The sequence below is a fragment of the Paucibacter sp. XJ19-41 genome (genome assembly GCF_028462495.1).
In the GTDB taxonomy this organism is placed as follows: domain Bacteria; phylum Pseudomonadota; class Gammaproteobacteria; order Burkholderiales; family Burkholderiaceae_C; genus Roseateles_E.
Map to the genome: position 1 here is coordinate 1 of NZ_JAQOWX010000089.1, position 23,387 is coordinate 23,387.

The following is a 23,387-nucleotide window of genomic DNA, read 5'->3' on the forward strand; positions in this document are numbered from 1 at the left end:
AGCGCGAGCCAGGTGGGCGGTGCGGCGGGCGGTGCGGGGGGCAGCGCTGCGCCCCTCCCCCCGCTACCGGTCAACCTGGGCACGGAGCAGGCCGAGCAGCTGAAGCTGCTGCTCAAGCCGCTGACCGCGCTGGAGTACCCGACGCGCGAGACCTTCGAGGCCGCACTCGATGCCCGGCTCTGCGCCTACAGCCGCATGCTGAGCCTGCAGGCCGCCGCCAAGCAAGGCCTGACCCCGCCCAGCGAGGCCCAGTTCGCCGCCGCCTGCCCGCCCGACTGGGCGGCCGTGGCCAAGGCCAAGCCCGCCAGCGGCCCGCCCAGCTGGCAGCAGCTGCCGCAGACCATCATGCCGGCGGCGCTGCGCCACTGGCTGGTCGAGGCGGCCCGGCACGAACATGAACTCAAGCTCGACCCGCCCATCGTCTGGGACGGTGCCGGCTGCGGCTGCGTGCGCGAGGATCTGTCGGGCCAGGTCTATGGCTTTTATCCGCTCTGGTGGGCCGAGGGTAAGGCGCAGCAGATCGACTTCAGCCTGCTCAGCCGCATCAGCGTGCTGGGCCTGCCCTTCGGGGACGATCTGGCACCGGACGCCCACGAGCGCTGGACCCTGGCCCAGACCAATTTCATCCGCACCGCGCAGCGCCACGGCACGGCGCTGGACCTGGTGATCTATCGCAATGACTGGCGCTTTCTGCAGGTGCAGCCACCGGCCGCTCGCGAGGCCCAGATCGAGCAGGCCCTGCTGCAGCTGCCGCAGCAGGCGCGCCGCCTGATCGACGCACCGCTGCCCGACTGGCTGTCGCGCGCCAAGGCCTGGCTGCCCGGCTTCGGCCAGACCCAGCATCTGGGCGACGGCATCACGATTTTCTTCGACGAGCTGCCGCCGGCCGGCGCCCAGCCGCTCTGGCGCCAGGCCTTCAAGGACTTCCATCGCCGCTTCGTGCTGGCGGTGATCGAGCAGCTGCGCGCCAATCCCAAGCGCCGGTACACGCTGAATCTGGTGGTCGGCGATCGCCAGCTCAGCGAGCCGGGCGCCGTGGCCGGCCTGTTCGAGCTGCTGAAGGCGGCCGAGGACCCGCATCTGATCAATGGCCGCATCGAGGAAAGCACCGCCGTCTACAGCAGCGCCACCAACGTCACGCTGCGCGTCATCGTGCTGCTCAGCGAGCCCAGCGCGCTGAGCAAGAAGCAGCTGCGCGGCCGCATCGAGGCCGAGCCGGCGCTGCAGGGCATAGACCGGCGCATCTTTCTGCGCAAGCTCATCCCGATGATCTCCATCGGTATGCCGGAGGCCGAGAGCCAGCAGTTCGCCGACGATCTGGTGTACTTCGAGGACAACTTCGGCGGCGTCGGCTTCTGGCCGCTGCCGATGGCCGGCGAGACCGTCAGCCCCGGCATGAGCGCGGCGCTGCGCACCGCCTTCAGCGGCGCCGCCGCCGACAGCGCGACCCGGCCGATCTGCGACTGGGCCTGCGAGAACCGCTGGCCGCTGCGCGCGCTGTTCCATCTGCTGCTGCTGACCGGCGCGATCTGCCTGGCGCTGCTGCTGTGGAACTGCGCCTGGCGCGCGCGCTGGGGCCGCTATCTGCCGCTGGGCGGCATCCCGGTGGTGCTGGTCGGCGCGCTGCTGCTGAACTGCGACCCGCAGCTGCGCCCCCTGCGCGACGGCACCGGCCTGATGTGGACCGTGATCGCGATCCTGTTTGTCGCGGCCCTGTGGGCCGTGCTGAAACCGAAGGTGGAGAAACCATGAAAACCCTCGCCGCACCGAAGAGCCAGACCGCACAACGCGCGGCGGCCGCCCACGCCGCCCATGCCGCCCATGCCGCCCATGCCGGCCCCACGGCCGCCCCGAGCAGCCCGCGCCAGAGCGCCCAGGGCGCCCAGATCGCGCAGCTGCAGGCCCTGGGTACCGGCGCGCCGGTGCAGCGGGTCGAGGGTGACCGCAAGACCAAGGGCTTCAACCGCGGCAAATCACACTCGACCACCACGCCCAGCGGCAAGGTCAAGTCTCACAAGCCCGGCAAGGGCCGCGAGGAAGACCCGCGCAAGAGCGCCGCCAAGAACCGCCGGCGCGACCGCATGCTGGCGGCGAATGTGGCGAATTCGCAGAACAAGTAGGCGGGGAGCGGCTCATGAGAATTCGCGCCGATGGGGCAGCTCTTGACAGGCCTCCGCTCGAACCCGCCAGCCGGCAGCAGGCGCCGCACGGCAAGGTAGCGACGGGGCCCCGGCAGTGGCGGCAACAAGAGCAGATTGCACAGCTGCCCAGCCATCCAGACAAGGACAGGACCGGCGCGGCGCAAGCGCCGCTGCAGGCCAAGCTCACCGGCTACGCCGACATCGAAGCCTCGGCCCGGAGCAGCAAATTCAGCTGGAAGAAGCTGCGCACCGACACCGGCAATGACGACGCGAGCAAGAAGACCTCGGCCGAGGGCCTGAGGGCCGAGACCACGGCGGGCACCAAGCTCAGAACCCGCATCAAATGGAAACCCGTGCATGGCAGCGCCGGCGAAGGTACCGGCATGGACGCCACCATACTGGGCCCGGACCACAAGCTGGGCAGCGAGCCCCAGGCAGGCAGTTCCAAGATCTGGAACAAGCGGCGCGTGGCGCTGGCCAAAGCAGCCGGCGGAGAGAAGTACATTGCNACAAGCTGGGCAGCGAGCCCCAGGCAGGCAGTTCCAAGATCTGGAACAAGCGGCGCGTGGCGCTGGCCAAAGCAGCCGGCGGAGAGAAGTACATTGCAGGCCACCTGCTCAACAACAATCTCGGCGGCCCGGGCGATGACGCGCGCAACCTCACCGCGATCCCGGCCACCGCCAACACCACTCAGTCAGCTCGCATCGAAGAACAGGTGAAGAATCACGTCAACACCGAGTTGCAGTTTCTTCACTACAAGGTCGATGTCGACTATGCGCAAAGCAGTGGCAGCCCCAAGCTCTGGTATGCCAGCAAGCTGACGTCCGCCTGGACCGCGGTGGACAAGGACGGCGCCGACGCCGGCGCAACGCGCACGGCCACCATCAGCATTCCCTCACCCGAGGGCTTGAAGGGCGGCAGCGAGGTCGACTACGGGGACAACAAGAAGAGCATCGACAGCGGCGCTGCCGCCAAGGCCAAGCACGAGCCCACCAAGCATGTGGTGCTCAACAACCAGGGCTATCTGCGGGTGGCGGTGATCGTGCAGACCCACTTCCGCAAGACCCTGGAAGACCTGCAGGTCGCGCTGACGAGCACCGAGAAGAGCCTGGGCAAGGTCAGCGACGAGCGCGATTCGCTGCAGCAGCGCTTTGACGAGCTGTCGGATCAGATGAACGAGACCGAGCAGCTTCTCAAGGAGACCGAGCTCGAGCTGAAGCAGAAGGCCGAAGGGCTGGACCTGCTGCAGGCGGAGAACCGCGAGTTGCACAAGGAGCTGGGGGCCTTGAGCCTCAAGGCGGCCGAAGATCAGGCCACGATAGAGCGCCTGCGCGCCCGTCTGGCACGGGCCAGGCAGCGCAACAAGGAGCTGGAGCAGGAGAACGAGCGCCTGCAGCTGGAACTGGCGGAACGGCAGCGCAGCAGCGTGCCTCTGGAAGAGCTGGCCAGCGGACGCGGCGTGCAGGAGGCCGTGGCCCGTGACCTGGCTTTCCGCGAGCAGCATGCCGAGAAACTCGACGCGCTCGGCACCGACGACGAATTCGCGCGCCTGCTTGACCAAGGGCGCCAGTTGCTGGCCAGCTCGCGCTTGAAGGTGGCGTCATTGAAACCATCGGGGCCAAAGCAGGCACCGCAGGACCCGGACCTCGTTTGAAAGACGGCGATGCCTGGGTCTCACAAGCCCACTCAAGATCAGCAGAAGTGAGCAAGCCATGAGAATTCGCAGCAGGATTGACCAACACAAGCAGAGCCGCGAGCCAGCCAGCCGGCGGGATTCGGCTGGCGACGTAGCAGCCAACGCTGCCAGCCCCCTCCAGCTGCGGCAAAGGCAGAAAATCGCGCAGCTACAGCAGGCCGTGCCGGGAACGAACGATCGCAGCGGCCTGCCTGACACCCTCAGGAGCGGCATCGAAGCGCTCTCGGGCATGGACATGTCGGGCGTGCGCGTGCATCGCAACTCGGACAAGCCGGCGGCACTGCAGGCCCATGCCTACGCGCAGGGCTCGGACATTCACTTGGGGCCGGGGCAGGAGAAGCATTTGCCACATGAGGCCTGGCATGTGGTGCAGCAGCGCCAGGGCAAGGTAAGGCCAACACGCCAATTGCAAGGAACGGGCATCAACGACGATGCAGCGCTGGAGTCAGAGGCCACGCTGATGGGACAGCGAGCCCTGCGCGGAGACAGTATCGAAGCGCCTGTCCAACGCCAGGTGGCGACGGGTGGCAGGCCGTCGGTGGCCCAGTTGGCACTTTCCGGTCCTGATGTCGCTGAACTGGAGTTCTTCTTCCTGCGCGAGATCCGCAGCATCGGATCCCCGACCAACCCGCGCCACCAAACGGTCTACCGTCAAGCCAAGTCGGCCGAGAACCTCCCGGCAGCCAAGCAGCTCATCCGCGAGCACATCGCGGCATGGCATCGTGAGGTGGACGAAGGCTCGATCGAGTGGCGCGAGCCGGGCGAGCGAGAGGCTATCACCCTCAGCGATCTGGGGCGTTTGGGCGTCACGAGTACGGACTTGGAGCACGGACCCAGGGACGAGGGGATGCGTCGCCTCGACTACACATCGGTACGGGGCAAATCCCGCAAGGAAAAGCTCGTGGCGGTGACCAATGTGGCGAGTAGCCACAAGATGACGCCCTATGAGGAGACCAAGCGCCGCAACACCGACAAACTGGAGGAAGCTGGCGTGCTGCGCCGAATCGATCAGTTGGCCCAGATCGTGCAGGTTTCGCCGGCCTTTGCCGAACGCATCGCCAATGATCCAGAGCTCTCGATGGGCGGGCAGATTGGCGTCTTCTATCGCTATCACAAGTTCGGCAACAGTGACCGCTCCGGCCTGGTCTTCGGCGGATTCTTCAACAAGAGCGATATCGACAGCGACGTCGCGCAGGAGGACCGCAAGGGCAAGACCCTGCACAACAAGGCCATGTCCTCATACTTCAAAAATCGAACGGATGCCTTGACGACCTTGTCGGACACGGATGACTCCGAGGAGGGCCGCCTGCGCAAGGCCCGGACGCTGGAGAAAGCGCAGGCCAGTGCCGAACACACGCCCTTCATCGCCACGACATCGACCCGAGGCTATGGCGAGCAACTGCTGGTCGAGTACCCGCCCTCGAGGGGTCAGTACGCCGCCATGCTGACCATTCTGGGGCCAACGGTGAACACGCTTGATTTCGAGTCCGAGTTCAAGGCACTCAACGCGGGCTGGGCAAAGGACAACTACCGCAGCAATCCCAAGCGCGCCAAGGACAAGGAACAGGCCGAATTCGGCATCCCTGATGTGTTCATCCCCCTGGGTTCACGCAGCCCCCTGGGCTTTGTCGTCGCCCATGTGGAGCGCCTGAGCGATTGAGCCATGCAAGACGATATCCATGATTCACGGACGGTCGAGGATGCGGACCTGGCCCGTTGGTTGCCAACCTTCATCACCGTATCCCAGACATTGCTGGACCAGCGGCCGTTGCCGACAGAGGCTGCCCGCGCCTATCTTCAGATCGTGCTGCGGGCAACGCCTGTGCGCTATGGACCCGGTGATTACTACACCGGTCCCCTGGCCGGGCCCGATGTCGACCCGCATCCCATGGAGGTCTTGGGCGCACTCCATCAGCGCCTCGCCGACGAGTGCCCACAGGCGCTGGAGCAGACGCTCATGACACTCACCAATGCGGATGTGACGCTGACAGCCCTGGTGCGCAACATCCTGACCGTTTGGTACAACGGCTACCTGGGCGATGCCATCGCCCCTGCATCGGTCTACGCCGAAGCCCTGGTCTGGTCAGCGATCGGCGCCAATCCTCCGGGCATGCCAGGGCCTTACTACGGGCACTGGGGCTATCCGAACCCAGTACCTATCGGCGATCCGGACCCGCCGAAAGTCGGCACCGCTCAGAGCCTGCCTTCTGGAAATCCGCAGCAGACAACCCAGCCAACTTCATTGCACAGCCATGCCCGACGCCGACGTTGATGATTGCCATGTCCTGATTGCCGGTGCAGGCCTGGCCGGTGCATTGCTGGCCTACCGCTGCAGCCAGGCGGGGTTGAAGGTCGTCCTGCTGGAGGCCGGCGAACGACCGTACTTCGACTTGAAGACCGGCGAAGACCAGCGCGAAGCCCTTGTACAGAGCTTTTTCAGCAACCCGGTGAAGATGACCAACGCGGGCTATCCCGACCTGGCCTACGCGCCTAGCCCGTCCGAGACCACACTGAACAAATACTACGTCCAGCACGGGCCACAGCCCTTCCAGAGCACCTACAACCGCTTTGTCGGTGGCACAACTTATCACTGGCTGGGCACCTGTCTGCGCTTCACGCCCAACAGCTTCCAGGAGCACAGTCGATATGGTCGCGGATTCGACTGGCCGGTCCGCTACGCGGACTTGCAGGATTGGTACTGGCAAGCCGAAAGCGAACTGGGTGTCGCGGGGGACAGTGCCGTGGATCTGGGCGCTCCTCGTGATCCGCATCAGCCCTATCCGATGCCGCCCATCTTGCCCACCTACAACGACAGGATCGTACGCAAGGCGACCGAGGGGCTTAGATTCGAGGGGCTGCCCGTCGAATTCCGCAGCACGCCGCAAGCGCGAAACTCCGTGCCTTACCAAGGTCGGCCGGTTTGCGCCGGCAGTGCCAACTGCATTCCGGTGTGCCCAATCCAGGCCAAATACGATGCGTCCGTACATCTCAAATGGGCATTGAACCCCCGCTTGGCGCCATCAAGTACATCCACGGCCTTGCCGGCCAAGCTCATTACATCAGCGGTGGCTGTGGCCGTTTCGCTCGATGCGCAGCGACGCATCAACGGGCTGCGTGTGCGTCGGCCCGACCGTAGCGAGCAGGTGCTTCGCGCCCGGCTCTATGTGCTGGCAATGAACGCCATCGAAACTCCGAAACTGTTGCTGATGTCGGCGAACGAGAGGGCCCCGCAAGGAGTAGCCAATGGCAGCGGTGTGGTGGGACGCTACCTCATGGACCACGATGTGAAGATTACCTATGCCAAGTTGCCGCGGCCAGCCTACTTGTTCCGGGGTCCCCTAAGTACCTCAGGTTGCGAATCCCTGCGCGATGGTCCATTTCGCAGCGAACGTGCGGCCTTTCGCATCGAATTGCAGAACACTGGCACCAGTTGGGCCACGGGCTCACCCTTCAACAACGTCATCGACCTCGTCAATCGCGGCTTCAGCGGGCGACGCTTGCGCGAACAACTGGCATGGGACGTCAGTACGCAGATCGAACTCAACGGGCTGATTGAGCCCGAACCTCTCGCCGAAAACTGCATCCGTCCATCGGAGCGGGACTTCGATCCGCTGGGTGTTCCTCGACCTGAGATCCGCTACCGTATCGGCGACTATACGCACGCAGGGACAGAGGCTTTCGTAGCCGCAGCCCGCTTGATCTATGAGAGGCTTGGGGCGTCCGGCATCTCGGAAGTACCCGGTTGGTTTGGCGCCGGCCACTTGATGGGAACGACCCGCATGGGCGACGATGAGCACAGCTCCTGCTGCGATAGTTATGGGCGGAGTCATGAGCATTCGAACCTCTTCCTGCTGGGCTGCGGCATGTTCCCCACTGTCGATGCGGCCAATCCCACCTTGACCTTGGCTGCGCTGGTCCTGCGCAGCGCTCAGCACATCATCGACAGCCTACGGCCATCCGACTCGGGGCCATCGGGATCGAGGCGGGAGGAACTTGCATGAAAAATCCTGGCAATGGCACTGTGCGTGCACGTCTACTTCGCGCGCTTGCGCTGGCCAGCGAGTTGGAGCACGGGCTTTGCCTGCAGTACCTTTTCACCGCCCTTTCACTGAAAACCGGCCTCGAAGAGGGTGGCCTCCAACTCGCCGAACTGAACATCGTTCGAAAGTGGCGCGGCACGCTGTTCTTCATTGCGGCCCAGGAGATGCTGCACCTTGCGCAGGCGGCCAACATCGCTGCAGCGCTGGGTAGTGGGCTCCATATTGACCGCCCGAACTTTCCGCAACGGCCAAGCTACTACCCGACCGGTCTACCCTGGGGGCTGTGGCCCATGTCACCGAGTGTCTTGGTCCTGTATGCCTTGTATGAAAGGCCCTCGGATAGCGGGGAAAAGGCCTCGCCGGCCTGGCTGCCAGAGACGGGGCAGTTGCAGGCACAACATGCCATGGCGTTCTGGCAGGACGCTCCCGGTTTGAAGGATCCCTTTGCACATTTGCCGGAGCATTTTGATCGGCCCGCCGCTTCGCCCCATCTCAGCATCGCCGCGCTCTATCAGCAGATTGCCGAGGATTTGCGCGAGCTTGGCCAAGCAGGTTTCGTCGGCCCGGCAGGGGCGCAGGTCGGACCCGATCTGATGGACATGCCGCAATTGCTGCCTATCCTCACACTGCAGCAGGCGCTCGATGGCGTGAGGCTGATCACCCTGCAGGGAGAGGGCTCACCGATCGACCGGGTCGACAGCCACTTCGGGCTGTTTGTAAGGATGTATGAGGAGTATCAGTCACTGCGAGATGCAAGGCCTGAGTTCGCGCCAGTGCGGGACGTCCAGTCGAACCCCTTGTCGCGCCTGCATGTGGACAACACCTACCCTGGGTGGCGTTTGATTCAGGATCCGTTGACACGGCATGTCAACGACCTTTGCAGCGGCGTGTACGTACTGATGCTCGACGCCTTGCAGCAAGTGTTCAGCGATCCCCGTGGCGACAAAGCATGGCAGGCGCGCATGGCTGACCTGTCCTTGCGCCTCATGACCACCGTACTCGCGCCGCTTGGAGACATGCTCACCCGTCTGCCAATGGGGGATGTGTCGCCAGGAGCCGCTCAACGTGCAAAGTGCGCCGGACCGTCGTTCGAGCTAGATGCCGTGCGTGCGCCTATCGCTCACGGGGAGGCGGCCTGGCCTGCTTTCAGGGCGGCTCTGCTGATGTGGAGCGAAGAGGCTTTGCAACTGGCTGAGAGGTGCAAAACTCACGAGGCTCACCTCTGGGCGGCTACGCCATTGTCGGCAGTGGCCGCGACCTTGGTCGAGATGACTGCGCCATGACGCCCGAAATGCCCGCCGGCTGAAAGACGATGCACTTGCAGCCGGCAACTAGGCGCGCGGCGCCTCGATTTTCGGGTGTAGCGGCGCAGCCAGCTCGGCCAAGCTCAACCCCTCCCGCGCCAGCAGCTTCTCCAACGCCGGCAACAGCGGCCCCAGCCGCTCCTCGATCGCCTCGCGCACCGTGTCGACGAACACCTGCGTCTGCCGCTCGATCTCGATGTTCAGACCTGACCCCACCTCCTTGTCGCCGAAGGTGGTCATGCGCAGGGTTTCGGGGATCAGCCAGACTTCGAACCAGCCGGCGCCGCCGGGCTCGCGGTGGGCTTCGGCCACCGTCAGGCTGGCACCGTTGATCGCGATATAGCCCTTGGCGAAGATGTAGCGCATCCAGGGCGCGGGCACGGCGATGCGCAGCACATGGTTGTTCTCGGGTCGGCGGATCTCGGCCACCGTGGCCATGAAGTCCACATGGCCGGAGAGCGGGTGGCCGCCGATCTCGGCGCCATCGCGGGCGGCGCGCTCGACATTGATGCGGCTGCCCTGGCGCAGGCCGGCCAGCGTGGTCAGGCTCAGGCTTTGCTGCATCACATCGAAGTCGGCCCGGGTATCGCCCTGCAGCGCGGTGACGGTCAGGCAGACGCCGTCGCTGGCCACGCTGGCGCCGATTTCGAGGCCGTGGCAGAAGCCCGGCGGGAACTCCAGCGAGAAGCTGCGCAGGCCGGGTTTGTCGGTGATGGCGGCGACTTCGGCGATGCCTTGAACAATGCCGGTGAACATATCAGTGCGTCGCTTTCAAAGATGGCGCGAGAAGGTCTCGGCCGAGAAGCCGACCGTCAGGCGGCCGTCATTCCATTCGATGATGGGGCGCTTGATGACGCTGGGCTGGGCCTGCATCAGCGCGGCCGCGCCGGCGGCGTCCGCCGCAGCGGTCTTGGCCGCCTCATCGAGCTTGCGCCAGGTGGTGCCGGCACGGTTGAGCACACGCTCCCAGCCCAGTTCCTTGAGCCAGCGCTGCAGCTGCTCGGGTGGCACGCCGGCACGCTTGTAGTCGTGGAAGTGGTAGCTCAGGCCCTGATCGTCCAGCCAGGCGCGGGCGCGCTTCATCGTGTCGCAGTTCGGAATGCCGTAAACAGTAATCATGGGGCGGGAAGTTACCATGAAGCCATGATCGACTGGCTCGACGAGGCTTCTCTCGACTTTCCGCCCTCCTCCCGCGCGCTCGGCCCCGACTCGGAGGCACCGGGCCTGCTGGCCGCCGGCGGCGACCTGAGCCCGGCGCGGCTGACGGCCGCCTATGCGCGCGGCATCTTTCCCTGGTACGGGCCGGATCAGCCCATCCTGTGGTGGGCGCCGGATCCGCGCATGGTGCTGCAGACGCAGCACTTTCGCGTGACCCGCTCGCTGCGCAAGACGATTGCCCGCTTCGTGCGCACGCCGGGCTGCGATATCCGCGTCGACAGCGCGACGCCGGCCGTGCTACGCGCCTGCGCCGAAGCCCCGCGCGAGGGCCAGAACGGCACCTGGATACTGCCCGAGATGCAGGCCGCCTATGCGCGCTGGGCCGCGCAGGGCACGGTGCACAGCGTCGAGACCTGGGTCGACGGCGAGCTGGTCGGCGGGCTTTATGGCGTCAACCTGGGCCGCATGTTCTTCGGCGAATCGATGTTCATGCGCGCCACCGATGCCTCCAAGATCGCGCTGGCGGCCCTGGTCTGCCTGTGCCGCCAGCATGGCATCCCCTGGATCGACTGCCAGCAGAACACCCGACACCTGGCCTCGATGGGGGCCGCCGAGGTGGCTCGGCCCGAGTTCGAAGCCCATCTGCGGCAGTTTGTTGGGCAGTCCTCCCCACAATCCTGGGTCTTCCGGCCCGCGCTATGGGACTGGCTGCAGGCAGAATCGGCCCCAGCCTCAACCACCCTCAAGCCCGCCACGTCGTGACCCATCCCAAAGAGCTACCGCTGTCGCAGCTGCAGTTCTACGCCACAGCGCCCTACCCCTGCAGCTATCTGCCGGACCGCCAGGCGCGCTCCCAGGTCGCCACGCCCAGCCATCTGATCCATGCCGACGCCTACTCGGGCCTGGTCGAGGCGGGTTTCCGGCGCAGCGGCCTGTTCACCTACCGGCCCTACTGCGACGGCTGCAAATCCTGCGTGCCGATGCGCATCCCGGTGGCGGCCTTCCAGCCCTCGCGCAGCCAGCGCCGCGCCTGGAAGCAGCATGGCGACCTGAGCGTGCATGTGATGCGTCTGGGCTTCAGCGAAGAGCACTACCAGCTCTATCTGCGCTACCAGGCCGGCCGCCACTCGGGCGGCGGCATGGACCACGACAGCATCGACCAGTACACCCAGTTCCTGCTGCAAAGCCGCATCAACTCGCGCCTGGTCGAGTTCCGTGCACCGCCCGCGCCGGGCGAGGAGGAAGGGGCGCTGAAGATGGTGTCCATCCTCGATGTGCTCAGCGACGGACTCTCGGCCGTCTACACCTTCTACGAGCCCGATGAGGCCGCCAGCTACGGCAGCTACAACGTGCTGTGGCAGATCGCGCAGGCCCGTGAGCTGGGTCTGGCCCACCTGTATCTGGGCTACTGGATCGCCGAAAGCCAGAAGATGGCTTACAAGGCCCGTTTCCGTCCGCATGAGCTGCTGCGCGACGGCCAGTGGCAGATCGCCGAGACCTGATACCAGCCTCGCCCGCTTGGCGCGATGCGCACAACTGGCCTCATTTCGGTATTTCAATTTACCAGAACTTACATACCAATTAAGGGTTAACTACGATACCAGCATTCGTATTGGTATCTAAAGTCCGTCTCACTACGGGGGCACGAGCAGTCCGCTTCTTGTAGCTGCAAGCCGATGGCGCCCACGCGCCTGGCTATGGTCAAGACCATTGCGCAGCAGTCACAAGCGCATCGAACGCGGGAGACGTTCATGGACATGCGAACCCTGGGGCTGGGCCTGTGCGGCCTGCTGCTGAACAGCAGCGCGCTGGCACTGGACTGCAGCCCCCTGCCGGACTGGACAGCCACCGGTATCTACACCGCCGGCCAGCAGGCCCGCGACCAGGGCCGCGCCTACAGCGCCAACTGGTGGAACCAGGGCGCGGCACCGGCGACCAACGCCGGGCCCTGGCAGGTCTGGAAGCTGCTGGGCAGCTGTGATGGTGGCGGTGGCAACAAGCCCCCCGTCGCCAGTTTCAGCAACCAGATCAGCCGGCTGAGCGTCAGCTTCGATGCCAGCGCCTCCAGCGATGCCGACGGCAGCATCAGCGCCTGGCGCTGGGACTTCGGTGACGGCGCCACGGCGGCGGTCGCCAAACCCAGCCACCGCTATGCCCGCGCCGGCACCTATGCGGTGAGCCTGACCGTCACCGACAACCAGGGCGCCAGTGCCAGCCGCAGCACCAGCCTGACCGTCTCCAGCATCGCCCGCGACCCGGTCACCGGCAAGTACACGCTGGCCCTGGCCGATCTGCTGGCCAGCGAGGCCGCGCTGACCGACAGCCCGCTGTTCCGCGCGGTCAAGGCCTCGGTCGCGACCCGGCCCAATAGCGTGGTCGCGGCCGTCGCGCCGGGCCTGGCCGGCAACCCGGACAACGTCAAGCGGGTCGAGCGCCTGCTGGGCGCGGCGCAGTGGGAGTTCCTGTTCCCGCTGCGCCATCCGGCCTACACCTACACCGGGCTGCTGCAGGCCATCGCGAAGTTCGGCGGCGTCTGCGCCAGCTACACCGACGGCCGCGACAGCGACGCGATCTGCCGCAAGACCCTGGCCACGATGTTCGCCCACTTCACCCAGGAAACCGGCGCGCACGACCGCAACCATGCGATCCCCGAATGGCGCCAGGCGCTGTACTACCTGCGCGAGTCGGGCTGCAGTGAGGACGGCTACGGCTGCCCCTACAACAACGAATGCCGACCCGAGACCTGGCAGGCCCAGGTCTGGCCCTGCGGCAAGGATGCCCAGGGCCGCTACAAGCAGTACTTCGGCCGCGGCGCCAAGCAGCTCTCCTACAGCTTCAACTACGGGCCCTTCTCGGACGCGATGTTCGGCGATGTGCGGGTGCTGCTGAACGCCCCCGAGCAGGTCGCCGATACCTGGTTGAACCTGGCCTCGGCGGTGTTCTTCCTGGTCTACCCGGCCTCGCCCAAGCCCAGCATGCTGCATGTTCTGGACGGCAGCTGGCAGCCCAATGCGGCCGACCTGGCGCTGGGCATACGCGCCGGCTTCGGCGCCACCACCAACATCATCAACGGCGGCATCGAATGCGGCCAGGGCAGCGAAAAGCCGCAGTCGCTCAACCGCATCGCCTATTACCGCCAGCACGCGGCCGCGCTGGGCGTGCCCATCGGCGCCAATGAGGAGCTCGGCTGTGCCCAGCAAAAGCGCTTCGAGGTGGGCGGCGCCGGCGCACTGAATATCTATTGGGACCAGGACTGGTCCTACCGCGCCGACATGCCGGAGGGCAAGACCTTTGCCTGCAAGACGGTCGGCTACCAGACCGCCTACTCGGCGCTCAAACCCGGCGACTACCAGCGCTGCGTCGAGAAGTATTTCGACGTGATCGTCCAGCCCTAGCCCGCAACACCAGCCCCCGTCTTACCCGATCCGACCCGTGCCGCCCCGTGCCAGAAAGGCACAGGGGTCAGGTCTTGCTCGTCCGTTCATTTCCCCTCAAGCAAGGAGTCATCCCATGCGTTCTCCCCAGCTACTCGTGATGCTGATGGCCGGCGGCCTCAGCCCCCTGGCCCTCGCCTATGACTGCGCCGGCCTGTCCGACTGGAGCGCCGCAGCCGTCTACACCGGCGGCCAGAGCATCAAGCACAACAACGCCGCCTACCAGGCCAAGTGGTGGACCCAGAACAACTCGCCGGCCACCAATTCGGGCCAGTGGGATGTCTGGAAACCGCTGGGCGCCTGCGATGGCGGCCCGGTCAACCAGCCGCCGGTGGCCAGCTTCAGCGCTGCGGTCCAGGGCCTGAGCGTGACCGTCAACGGCAGTGCCTCCAGCGACCCGGACGGCAGCATCGCCGCCCATGCCTGGAGCTTCGGCGACGGCGCCACGGCCAGCGGCGCCACCGCCAGCCGCAGCTATGCGGCGGCCGGCAGCTACACGGTCACGCTGACCGTGACCGACAACAAGGGCGCCAGCGCCAGCCGCGCGCAGCAGCTCACGGTGACCAGCGGCCCGCTCAACCAGCCGCCGACCGTGGGCCTGAGCGCACCAAGCGCCAGCGCCAGCCCGACCGCCGGCGACACGGTGACCCTGGCAGCCAACGCTGCCGACAGCGACGGCAGCGTCGCCAAGGTGGGCTTCTATGTCAACGGCGCCCTGGTGGCCGAGGACACGAGCGCGCCCTTCAGCGTCAGCTGGACGGCCCGCGCCGGCGTCGCCGACATCGTCGCCCGCGCCACCGACGACAAGGGTGCGGCCACCGACAGCGCCGCCGTTCGCATCACGGTGCGCGGCCAGGTGGTCGGCGAGGAGCGCTGCCGCCCCGAGGGCCTGGCGACCACGCCGGGCACCGCGCCGGCCTACTGCAAGGTCTATGACGAGCAGGGGCGCGAGAAGATGGGCGCCGACAAGCCACGCCGCGTGATCGGCTACTTCACCAGCTGGCGCACCGGCAAGAACGGACAGCCGGCCTATCTGGCCTCCAACATCCCCTGGGGCCAGCTGACCCATATCAACTACGCCTTCGCCCATGTGGACGCAAGCCACAAGGTCTCGATCGGCAACGCCGCCGACCCGGCCAATGCCGCCACCGGCCTGACCTGGCCCGGCGTGGCCGGCGCCGAGATGGACCCGTCCTATGCCTACAAGGGCCACTTCAATCTGCTCAACAAGTTCAAGAAGCAGTACCCGCAGGTCAAGACCATGATCTCGGTCGGCGGCTGGGCCGAGACCGGTGGCTTCTTCAACGCCAGCGGCCAGCGCGTCGCCAGCGGCGGCTTCTACACGATGACGACGAATGCCGATGGCACGGCCAACACGGCCGGCATCAGCGCCTTCGCCGACTCGGCCGTGGCCTTCATCCGCCAGTACGGCTTCGACGGCGTGGACATCGACTACGAATACGCGACCAGCATGAAGGACGCCGGCAACCCGGACGACTTCGCGATCTCCAACGCGCGCCGCGCCCATCTGCTGAAGAACTATGTGCTGCTGATGAAGACCTTGCGCGAGCGGCTCGATGCCGCCGGCCAGCAGGACGCCCGCCACTACCTGCTGACGGTGGCCGCGCCCTCCTCGGCCTATCTGCTGCGCGGCATGGAGAACCACCAGATCACGCCCTATCTGGACTACGTCAACATCATGAGCTACGACCTGCACGGGGCCTGGAACCAGTTCGTCGGCCCCAACGCGGCGCTCTACGACGACGGCAAGGACGCCGAGCTGCAGGCCTGGAGCTACTACACCGCGCCACAGTACGCCCGCATCGGCTATCTGAACACCGACTGGGCGTATCACTACTTCCGCGGCGCGCTGCCGGCGGGCCGCATCAATATCGGCGTGCCCTATTACAGCCGCGGCTGGAAGGATGTGGTGGGCGGCACCAACGGGCTGTGGGGCCAGGCACCCCAGGCCGACCAGAGCAAGTGCCCGGCCGGTACCGGCGGCGGCACGGTGCAGAAATGCGGGGCCGGGGCGGTCGGTATCGACAACCTCTGGCATGACCTGGACGTCGGCAACCGCGAGGTGCCGGCCGGCTCCAACCCGCTGTGGCATCTGAAGAACCTGGCCGAAGGCCGGCCCGGCAGCTATCTGGCCGCCTATGGCCTGAACCCGGCCACCAATCCGGCCGACCAGCTGATCGGCAGCTATGCCCGCCACTACGACCCGACCCTGGTCGCACCCTGGCTGTGGAACGCGCAGAAGAAGGTCTTCCTGTCGATCGAGGACGAGCAGTCGCTGGGCGTCAAGGCCCAGTATGTGGCGGACCGCGGCATCGGCGGCGTGATGTTCTGGGAACTGGCCGGCGACTACGGCTGGAACGCCCAGCGCGGCGAATGGGGCATGGGCAGCACGCTGACGACCGCGCTCTACAACAAGTTCAAGACCGCCACGCCCTATGGCAACACCCTGACCGCGCCGGGCCAGCCGGCCCTGCCCGCCGAGGTGCTGGACATCGGCTATGCGATCTCGGGCTTTGCACTCGGCGATGCCAACTACCCGATCAATCCCACCCTGACGCTGACCAACCGCACGAGCAGCACGCTGCCCGGCGGCACCGAGTTCAGCTTCGATGTGCCCACCGCGATCCCGGCCACCTTGACCGACCAGAGCGGCTTCGGCCTGACCGTGGTGCAAAGCGGCGCCAATCCGGCCGGCCACAACATCGGCGGGCTGGCCAAGGACTTCCACCGTGCCAGCTTCAAGCTGCCCGGCTGGCAAAGCCTGGCCCCGGGCGCCAGTGTGCAGGTCAAGCTGAACTACTACCTGCCGATGCCCCTGCCCAGCAACTGGGTCGTGAGCTTCGGCGGCAAGAGCTACGGCCTGGCCCAGGAAGCCCGCCGCGGCACCCAGCCGGCCACGGCGGCTGCCGCTGCCAGTAACAAGACCTCGACGCTCAAGCGCTGAGCCCTTTCCCTTACCCAAGGACATCACCCATGAAGAACGCCTATCGATTGATCGCCCTGGCCGCCGCGATGGCCGCCGGCTCGGCCCAGGCCTATGACTGCAGCGCGGTGCCGGCCTGGACCGCCGCCGACATCTACACCGGCGGCAAGCTGGCCCAGCAGAACAACAAGGCCTACCAGGCCAAGTGGTGGACCCAGAACAACTCGCCGGCCACCAACTCCGGCACCTGGGACGTCTGGAAACCGCTGGGCGACTGCGACGGCAATCCGCCCGTCGACACCACACCGCCCAGCGTGCCCGCCGGCCTGAGCGCCACCGGCGCCACCAGCTCCAGCATCAGCCTGAGCTGGCAGGCCTCGACCGACACCGGCAGCGGCGTGGCCGGCTATGAGCTGCTGCGCGGCGCCAGCCTGATCGCCTCGCCCACCGGCACCAGCCATACCGACAGCGGCCTGAGCGCCGGCACCGCCTATAGCTACACGGTGCGGGCCAAGGACCGCGCCGGCAATGTCTCGGCCGCCAGCGCCGCGCTGCTGACCAGCACGGCCAACGGCGCCTGCGCCGCGCCGCCGGCCACACCCGCCGGACTGAACGCCAGCAGCACCAGCAGCAACAGCGTCAACCTGGCCTGGGGCGCGGTGGCCGCCGGGCCCAACTGCACGGTGCAGTACCGCGTGCTGCAGGGCTCAAGCACGGCCGCCACCGTGGCCAACCCGGCCGCCAGCGTCACCGGCCTGAGCCCCGACACCGCCTACAGCTTCAGCGTCGTGGCCTTCAACCAGGCCGGCGCCTCCCAGCCCTCGGCCGCGATCTCGGTGCGCACCCAGGAGCTGGGCGGTGGCGACAAGACGGTGCTCGGCTACTTCGCGCAATGGGGCATCTACGGCCGCAACTACCTGGTCAAGAACATCGACACCAGCGGCTCGGCCCAGCACCTGACCCATATCAACTACGCCTTCGGCAATGTGCGCAACAACCGTTGCGAGGTCGGCGTGACCCAGGCGGTCAACGAGAACACCGGGGCCGGCGGCGATGCCTTTGCCGACTACACCAAGGGCTTCAGCGCGGCCCAGAGCGTGGACGGCGTGGCCGACCGCTGGGACCAGCCGCTGCGCGGCAACTGGGGCCAGCTGAAGAAGCTCAAGACCAAGTACCCCAAGCTCAAGGTGCTGATCTCGCTGGGCGGCTGGACCTACTCGCGCGGCTTCTCCGAAGCCGCGAAACCCGAGAACCGCGCCGCCTTCGTCAAGAGCTGCATCGACGCCTATATCAAGGGCGATCTGCCGCGCGTCGAGGACGCCGGCGGTGCCGGCGCGCTGGCCGGTGTGTTCGACGGCATCGACCTCGACTGGGAGTATCCGAACGCCTGCGGCCTGGCCTGCGGCAAGCCCGAGGACCGCGAGAACTTCACCGGCCTGGTGGCCGAGTTCCGCCGCCAGCTCGACGCACTGCGCCCGGGCCTGCTGCTGACCATGGCCGCGCCGGCCGGCATCGACAAGATCCGCGCCTTCGACCCCGGCCAGGCCCATCCCTATATGGACTTCATCAATGTGATGACCTATGACTTCCACGGCAGCTGGGAGGCCAGAACCAATTTCCATTCGCCGCTCTACGGCAGCACGGCCGACCCTTCGACCGGCGATGTGCGGCTCTACAACACCGACGATGCGCTGCAGGCCTATCTCGCCCAGGGCGTGCCCGCCACCAAGCTGAACCTGGGCATCGGCTTCTACGGCCGCGGCTGGACCAATGTGCCCAATGTCAACAACGGCCTCTACCAGAGCGGTGTCGCGGCACCGGCCACCTGGGAGCGTGGCAACGAGGACTACAAGGTGCTGAAGAGCCTGGCCTGGCCCAGCTTCGTGGACCCGCAAAGCCGCGCCCAGTGGATCTACAACGGCACGACTTTCTGGAGCTTCGACACCCCGGTGCAGATCCGCGAGAAGATGGACTACGTCAAGTCACGCGGCCTGGGCGGCGCCTTCTTCTGGGAGTTCAGCGGGGATGATGCCCAGGGCAGCCTGACCAAGGCGATTGGCGAGGGGCTCAAGTAAGCCCGCAAGACCGCGCGTGGCCCGCACGAGCGGGCCACGCGCACTCGGTCACTCGATGCGCGAAGCCCAGTAGTGCGGACGCTTGCGATGCGGCGCGATGGCGATCACAAGCAACTCACCCGGCGAGGCCCGATACACCACACTGAATGGAAAGCCCCTGACCAAGATGCTGCGCGCGCTCTTGAACGATGGCGCACCGCCAAGAGGATGATTCAAGGCGCGATCCAGCGCCGCCCGCACGGCGGCCTGAAATTGCAGCCCGGTGCCGGCACGGGCCTCCGAGTAGTAGGCGACTTCCTTCAGCAACTCAGCCTCTGCCGCCGGAAGAAAGCGCAGCTTCATCAGCGCCGTCGCAAGGCTCAGCGGGCGATGCGGCTCGCCTTGGCAAAGACTTCTGCCGCATCGATGGCAAGGACTTCGCCGCTATCGTACTGAGCCAGCCGACGCTCGATTTCGGCCTCCCAGGATGCGTGGAGTTCGGCGGCAGCAGGCTCGTTGAGCGAGACCAGCAGCTGGTCGACCAGGCGTTCGCGATCCGCAATCGGCAAGGCCCGCCCGCGCATCACGAGTTCAGAGACAGGATCTGACATGGCATCTCCCGAAAGCATGCCGGCAGTTTAACGCTGCGGCAGCCCCAGCCGCTTCAAGGTCTCCTCGGCAATGGCCAGGCAGCTGGTCAGGCCAGGGGACTCGATGCCCAGCAGATTGACCAGGCCGGGCACGCCGTGGCGCTCGGGGCCGTCGATGCGGAAGTCCGGTGCCGGCACGCCCGGGCCATGGATCTTGGGCCGCACGCCGCTATAGGCCGGGGCCAGCGCGCCGTCGGGCAGGCCCGGCCAGTAGCGCCGCACATCGGCATAGAAGGCCTCGGCCCGGGCCGGGTCGACCTGGTAGTCGATCTGGCCTGGATCGCTGACTTCGTCCAGCCACTGCGCGTCCGGTCCGAAGCGGGCCTGGCCGCCCAGGTCCAGACTCAGGTGCACGCCCAGCCAGGCGTCCTGCGGCAGCGGATAGACCAGGCGCGCAAACGGCGCCTTGCCCTGCAGCGAGAAATAGCTGCCCTTGCTGAAATGTGCGGTCGGCACATGGGCGGCATCCAGGCCCTCGGTCTGCGCGGCCAACCAGGGTGCGGAAAGTCCAGCGGCATTGACGACGATCGGCGACAGCAGTTCCATCGTGCCGCCATCGTCGGTGCCCACCGTCAAGACCTGCCCCTCGGGCGTTAGCCGCAGCGACTGCACGGCCGAGGCCAGGCCGACCGCGCCGCCGGCGCGCTCCAGATCGCCCTGCAGGGCCAGCATCAGGCCGTGGCTGTCGATGATGCCGGTCGAGGGCGACAGCAGGGCCGCCTCGCAGCGCAGCGTCGGCTCCAGGGCCTGGGCTTCCTCGCGCGCCAGCCAGCTCAGATCGTCAACGCCGTTGCGCGCACCCTTGGCGGCCAGCGCTCGCAGCCCCGCCACCTGCTCGGGCCCGGTGGCCACAACCAGCTTGCCGCAGCGGCGGTGGGCGATGCCGTGGCTTTCGCACAGCGCATAGAGCTGCTGCTTGCCGGCCACGCAGAGCCGCGCCTTCAGCGAGCCCTCGGGGTAGTAGAGCCCGGCGTGGATGACCTCGCTATTGCGCGAGCTGACCCCGGTGCCGATGGCGGTCTCGCGCTCCAGCACCAGGGTTTCCAGCCCGCGCATGGCCAGCGCCCGGCCCACGGCGAGGCCGACAACACCGGCTCCGACCACCACCGCATCGACCTTGTCCATTGTGTTATTCCTTGTGATCGCCGCGTCCGATGGCGTGGGCGATGACGGCCGCCGCATCGGGCGTGAAGCCGCTCAGCGAGCCGGGTTCCAGGTCCAGGAACTCGGCCACCTCGCCGTCCTGATTGACCGGCCGGAACTCGGCCGGCAGGCGCAGATTGAAGACATGCAGGACCTCGTCGTGCAGACCCTGGGCGGTCAGCCGCACGGTGCGCAAGGCACCGCCGGGCCGCAGCGCGACGGACAGCACGGCATCGACACCGGCCTCCTCCCACAGCTCGCGTCGCGCGCAGGTCAGCGGCTCCTCGCCGGCAGCCAGGCCGCCGGCGGCCAGATTGTCCAGCAGACCCGGGTCGGTCGGCTTGCTGAGCGAACGCCGGCCGCACAGCATGCGGCCATCGGGCCGCCAGCCATTGATGTGCACGGCCCGGCTCATCAGACCGAAGAAACGAAAGGCCGCGCGCTCCATGCGGAACAGCTCGGTGCCGCGCGCGCTGCAGGGCTCGGCCAGCGGCGTCTCGCAGGCAAAGGCCTCGCCGCGCCAGCCCTGGATCGCACCCTGGGCCCGCAAGGCCTCGGCGGCGGCCTGCATCGCGGCGGACAGGTCGGCGGCGCCCCTCCAGCGCAGCTCTTGGTCGATCAGCCGGGCCCCCGGCAGCAGCGGCAGCACCCGCGCCGCCCGCTCGGGGCTGAGCCAGCCCAGCGCCTGTTCGCCCAGCCGAAAGCGCAGCCAGTCCGAGGGCAGCGGCGGCAACACCGGCTCAGACATCGAGCCGCGCCTGGCCACCCGGCTCGCGCAAGCGCGTCTGCGCCAGCACGCCGGCCGAGTCGAGGATGGGATAGGCGATCGAGCAGATATGGCTGTTGATGCGCTTCAGGTCGGTGATCAGGTCCAGATGCAGCGAGCTGGTGCCTATGCTCTGCATGGTGTTGTCCTGCAGCCGCGCGATATGGGTGGCCGCGTACTCGAGCTCGAGATCGCGGAACCGCGCCTTCTCCTCCAGCAGCTTCTGCGCATCGCGCACATGACCGTCGAGAAAGACGCTCATGCCCAGGCGCAGATTGGCCAGCAGGCGCTCGTGCATATGGGCGATCTCGGCCATGCCGGCCTCGGAGAAGTTGCGGCCCTTTCGGATCTTCTTGTCCTCGATGTCCTCGAGGATGCGCTCTATCGTGTCGCCGATCTGCTCCATATTGATCGTGAACGAGACGATGTCGGTCCAGCGCCGCGCCTCGCGCTCGGACAGGGCCTCGCGCGAGATCTGGGTCAGGTAGAACTTGATGGCCGAGTAGAGCTCGTCGACCGTGTCATCGAGCTTGCGCAGCTCGCTTGACAGCTGCGTGTCGTCGTTCTTGATCACCGGCAGGATGCCGCGCAGCATGGTCTCGACCACATCGGCCTGGTGCAGGGCCTCGCGGGCCGCGCAGCTGATCGCCAGCGCCGGCGTGGTCAGGGCCATCGGGTCCAGATGGCGCGGCCGGCTCGACGCGGCCGGCGGCGGCGTCACCATGAAACGCTCCAGCAGCTTGGCCATCGGCGTCACGAAGGCGATGAAGAGCAGGGCCATCAGGATGTTGAAGCCCAGATGCAGCGCGATCACCTGCTGGTGCACGGTCGGCAGCCACTGCTGCAGCTCGATATGGATCATCGGCAGCAAGGGCACGACCACCGCGCAGGTCGCCAGCTTGAAGATCAGATTGCCCAGCGGCAGGCGGCGCGTCGAGACATTGGCCTTGGCGGTGGACAGCACGGCCAGCACGCCGCTGCCGACATTGGCCCCCATCACCAGGCCCATCGCCAGCGTCGCCGGCACCATGCCGGACTCGGCCAGGGTCGCGGTCAGCAGCACCACGGCCAGGCTGGAATAGGACATCACGGTCAGCAAGGCGCCGACCAGGATCTCCAGCATGATCTCGTTGGGCAGGGCCACCAGCAGCGCGCGCACCGCCGGGCTCTGGGTCAGCGGGCCGGTGCTCGCGACGATCAGCTTCAGCGCCAAGGTGATGATGCCCAGGCCGATCGCCACCCGGCCGATACGCCCGACCGTGGTCTTCTCCTGCGAGATGAACAGCACCACGCCGGTGAAGATCAGGGCCGGCGACAGCCAGGACAGATCGAAGGAGAACACCACCGCCATCAGCGCCGTGCCCATATCGGCGCCCAGCATCACGGCCAGCGCCGAGGCGGTCGAGACCAGGCCCTGGCCGACGAAGGAGGCGACGATCAGGCAGGTGGCGGTGCTCGACTGCACCAGGGTGGTCACGCCCAGGCCGGCACTCATCGCGAAGAAGCGGTTGCTGACGCTGCGCGCCAGCACCTCGCGCAAATTGGCCCCAAAGATGCGCAGGACACCGGTGCGCACGATGTAAGTGCCCCAGACCAGCAGCGCGATGGCTGCCAATAGATTCAACAGATGCAACATAGGCGATTGATTCTGCTTGAAGCCCCGGCCCCTTCCCGGCACAGGCTGTTGCATTGCGCACAAACTTTCCTATTTGGCAGCGCAATTCCGCGCCCGGTTGCAAATGAGAATAGTTCCTGTTTAAATAAATACCTATCGCCAGCCCTCCAGCCAGCCCTTCGCAGCGCCGTGACCGTCACGGCAGGATATGGATGGCCCATGCTGGTTCCCCCCGCCCCTCATTTGTCCGGCAGCGCAGCCGCCCGATCACGCTGGCGCGGCAAGCAGCTGCTGGGCCTGCTGATCGTCGGTGCCGGCCTGGGGCTGGGCCTGTTGCAGCTTTGGCAGGGCCTGGCGCCGAGCCCGGCGATGCGCACCGCGCTGGGCGCCGGCGGCATGGCGGCGCTGGCCACCGCGCTGGGCGTGCTGCCGATGCTGTGCG

19 protein-coding genes and 1 pseudogene are annotated in these 23,387 nt (G+C 66.8%); 13 read left to right on the forward strand and 7 right to left on the reverse strand.

Annotated features, from left to right (window positions below):
* The 7 genes from PO768_RS20340 to PO768_RS20370 form a co-directional block, all read left to right on the forward strand.
* Positions 1 to 1,752, forward strand: a 1,752-nt coding sequence (locus PO768_RS20340; protein ID WP_272647513.1) for a hypothetical protein, incomplete at its 5' end; no start/stop codon positions are given.
* Positions 1,749 to 2,120, forward strand: coding sequence for a hypothetical protein (locus tag PO768_RS20345; RefSeq protein WP_272647514.1), 372 nt, complete (start codon positions 1,749 to 1,751; stop codon positions 2,118 to 2,120). The genes PO768_RS20340 and PO768_RS20345, both read left to right, overlap by 4 nt.
* Positions 2,121 to 2,484: 364 nt before the next feature.
* The gene (locus PO768_RS20350; RefSeq protein WP_442953264.1) at positions 2,485 to 3,795 is read left to right on the forward strand and encodes a DNA/RNA non-specific endonuclease; all 1,311 of its coding nucleotides are present in this window, start codon (positions 2,485 to 2,487) and stop codon (positions 3,793 to 3,795) included.
* 58 nt (positions 3,796 to 3,853) lie between these two features.
* On the forward strand, positions 3,854 to 5,497 hold the full coding sequence (locus tag PO768_RS20355) for an eCIS core domain-containing protein (RefSeq protein ID WP_272647515.1): 1,644 nt from the start codon (positions 3,854 to 3,856) through the stop codon (positions 5,495 to 5,497).
* 3 nt (positions 5,498 to 5,500) lie between these two features.
* Entirely contained in the window at positions 5,501 to 6,109 is a 609-nt protein-coding gene (locus tag PO768_RS20360) for a hypothetical protein (protein WP_272647516.1), read from the forward strand.
* Entirely contained in the window at positions 6,090 to 7,838 is a 1,749-nt protein-coding gene (locus PO768_RS20365) for a GMC oxidoreductase (protein ID WP_272647517.1), read from the forward strand. The genes PO768_RS20360 and PO768_RS20365 overlap by 20 nt, the downstream gene beginning before the upstream one ends.
* Positions 7,835 to 9,160 (forward strand): ferritin-like domain-containing protein, encoded by a 1,326-nt coding sequence (locus PO768_RS20370; protein ID WP_272647518.1) that lies wholly within the window; start codon positions 7,835 to 7,837, stop codon positions 9,158 to 9,160. The genes PO768_RS20365 and PO768_RS20370 overlap by 4 nt, the downstream gene beginning before the upstream one ends.
* Before the next feature lie 48 nt (positions 9,161 to 9,208).
* Here PO768_RS20370 and PO768_RS20375 read toward each other — a convergent pair whose 3' ends face one another.
* Positions 9,209 to 9,937, reverse strand: coding sequence for a riboflavin synthase subunit alpha (locus tag PO768_RS20375; protein ID WP_272647519.1), 729 nt, complete (start codon positions 9,935 to 9,937; stop codon positions 9,209 to 9,211).
* 15 nt (positions 9,938 to 9,952) lie between these two features.
* Entirely contained in the window at positions 9,953 to 10,300 is a 348-nt protein-coding gene (locus PO768_RS20380; protein ID WP_272647520.1) for an ArsC family reductase, read from the reverse strand.
* A gap of 24 nt (positions 10,301 to 10,324) precedes the next feature.
* Between PO768_RS20380 and aat the strand changes: the two genes are divergently transcribed.
* The 5 genes from aat to PO768_RS20405 all read left to right on the forward strand — a co-directional run bounded on the left by aat (position 10,325) and on the right by PO768_RS20405 (position 18,792).
* Positions 10,325 to 11,101, forward strand: a complete 777-nt coding sequence (gene aat, locus PO768_RS20385; protein WP_272647521.1) for a leucyl/phenylalanyl-tRNA--protein transferase — start codon at positions 10,325 to 10,327, stop codon at positions 11,099 to 11,101.
* The gene (locus PO768_RS20390) at positions 11,098 to 11,841 is read left to right on the forward strand and encodes an arginyltransferase (protein ID WP_272647522.1); all 744 of its coding nucleotides are present in this window, start codon (positions 11,098 to 11,100) and stop codon (positions 11,839 to 11,841) included. The genes aat and PO768_RS20390 overlap by 4 nt, the downstream gene beginning before the upstream one ends.
* Before the next feature lie 249 nt (positions 11,842 to 12,090).
* The gene (locus PO768_RS20395; RefSeq protein ID WP_272647523.1) at positions 12,091 to 13,734 is read left to right on the forward strand and encodes a glycoside hydrolase family 19 protein; all 1,644 of its coding nucleotides are present in this window, start codon (positions 12,091 to 12,093) and stop codon (positions 13,732 to 13,734) included.
* A gap of 115 nt (positions 13,735 to 13,849) precedes the next feature.
* Positions 13,850 to 16,738 (forward strand): chitinase C-terminal domain-containing protein, encoded by a 2,889-nt coding sequence (locus tag PO768_RS20400; RefSeq protein ID WP_272647524.1) that lies wholly within the window; start codon positions 13,850 to 13,852, stop codon positions 16,736 to 16,738.
* A gap of 29 nt (positions 16,739 to 16,767) precedes the next feature.
* Positions 16,768 to 18,792 carry a glycosyl hydrolase family 18 protein gene (locus PO768_RS20405; RefSeq protein WP_272647525.1) on the forward strand — a complete coding sequence of 675 codons (2,025 nt, stop codon included), beginning with the start codon at positions 16,768 to 16,770 and terminating at the stop codon, positions 18,790 to 18,792.
* 48 nt (positions 18,793 to 18,840) lie between these two features.
* On the opposite strand, the gene PO768_RS20410 is transcribed toward PO768_RS20405, so the two are convergent.
* From PO768_RS20410 to PO768_RS20430, 5 genes are read right to left on the reverse strand one after another with little or no spacing between them, the layout of a single operon-like run.
* Entirely contained in the window at positions 18,841 to 19,134 is a 294-nt protein-coding gene (locus PO768_RS20410; RefSeq protein ID WP_272647526.1) for a type II toxin-antitoxin system RelE/ParE family toxin, read from the reverse strand.
* A gap of 17 nt (positions 19,135 to 19,151) precedes the next feature.
* Positions 19,152 to 19,382: an addiction module protein gene (locus PO768_RS20415; RefSeq protein WP_262970477.1), complete on the reverse strand. Its 231-nt coding sequence runs from the start codon at positions 19,380 to 19,382 to the stop codon at positions 19,152 to 19,154.
* 27 nt (positions 19,383 to 19,409) lie between these two features.
* On the reverse strand, positions 19,410 to 20,546 hold the full coding sequence (locus tag PO768_RS20420) for an NAD(P)/FAD-dependent oxidoreductase (protein WP_272647527.1): 1,137 nt from the start codon (positions 20,544 to 20,546) through the stop codon (positions 19,410 to 19,412).
* 4 nt (positions 20,547 to 20,550) lie between these two features.
* Positions 20,551 to 21,312, reverse strand: a complete 762-nt coding sequence (locus PO768_RS20425) for an NUDIX hydrolase (protein WP_272647528.1) — start codon at positions 21,310 to 21,312, stop codon at positions 20,551 to 20,553.
* A complete protein-coding gene (locus tag PO768_RS20430) occupies positions 21,305 to 22,966 on the reverse strand; it encodes a Na/Pi cotransporter family protein (protein WP_137942014.1) in 1,662 nt (553 codons plus the stop codon). Before PO768_RS20430 ends, PO768_RS20425 begins: the two co-directional genes overlap by 8 nt.
* A 198-nt stretch (positions 22,967 to 23,164) precedes the next feature.
* On the opposite strand from PO768_RS20430, the pseudogene PO768_RS20435 reads away from it, so the two are divergent.
* Positions 23,165 to 23,387 (forward strand): annotated as a pseudogene (locus tag PO768_RS20435) (hypothetical protein); the annotation flags it as partial.

Coding starts and splice junctions, on each gene's coding strand:
- PO768_RS20345 (WP_272647514.1), top strand. CDS start 1,749: ATGAAAACCCTCGCCGCACCGAAGAGCCAGACCGCACAACGCGCGGCG.
- PO768_RS20415 (WP_262970477.1), bottom strand. CDS start 19,382: ATGTCAGATCCTGTCTCTGAACTCGTGATGCGCGGGCGGGCCTTGCCG.
- PO768_RS20370 (WP_272647518.1), top strand. CDS start 7,835: ATGAAAAATCCTGGCAATGGCACTGTGCGTGCACGTCTACTTCGCGCG.
- PO768_RS20395 (WP_272647523.1), top strand. CDS start 12,091: ATGGACATGCGAACCCTGGGGCTGGGCCTGTGCGGCCTGCTGCTGAAC.
- PO768_RS20430 (WP_137942014.1), bottom strand. CDS start 22,966: ATGTTGCATCTGTTGAATCTATTGGCAGCCATCGCGCTGCTGGTCTGG.
- PO768_RS20410 (WP_272647526.1), bottom strand. CDS start 19,134: ATGAAGCTGCGCTTTCTTCCGGCGGCAGAGGCTGAGTTGCTGAAGGAA.
- PO768_RS20355 (WP_272647515.1), top strand. CDS start 3,854: ATGAGAATTCGCAGCAGGATTGACCAACACAAGCAGAGCCGCGAGCCA.
- PO768_RS20380 (WP_272647520.1), bottom strand. CDS start 10,300: ATGATTACTGTTTACGGCATTCCGAACTGCGACACGATGAAGCGCGCC.
- PO768_RS20420 (WP_272647527.1), bottom strand. CDS start 20,546: ATGGACAAGGTCGATGCGGTGGTGGTCGGAGCCGGTGTTGTCGGCCTC.
- PO768_RS20400 (WP_272647524.1), top strand. CDS start 13,850: ATGCGTTCTCCCCAGCTACTCGTGATGCTGATGGCCGGCGGCCTCAGC.
- PO768_RS20405 (WP_272647525.1), top strand. CDS start 16,768: ATGAAGAACGCCTATCGATTGATCGCCCTGGCCGCCGCGATGGCCGCC.
- PO768_RS20360 (WP_272647516.1), top strand. CDS start 5,501: ATGCAAGACGATATCCATGATTCACGGACGGTCGAGGATGCGGACCTG.
- PO768_RS20425 (WP_272647528.1), bottom strand. CDS start 21,312: ATGTCTGAGCCGGTGTTGCCGCCGCTGCCCTCGGACTGGCTGCGCTTT.
- PO768_RS20365 (WP_272647517.1), top strand. CDS start 6,090: ATGCCCGACGCCGACGTTGATGATTGCCATGTCCTGATTGCCGGTGCA.
- aat (WP_272647521.1), top strand. CDS start 10,325: ATGATCGACTGGCTCGACGAGGCTTCTCTCGACTTTCCGCCCTCCTCC.
- PO768_RS20375 (WP_272647519.1), bottom strand. CDS start 9,937: ATGTTCACCGGCATTGTTCAAGGCATCGCCGAAGTCGCCGCCATCACC.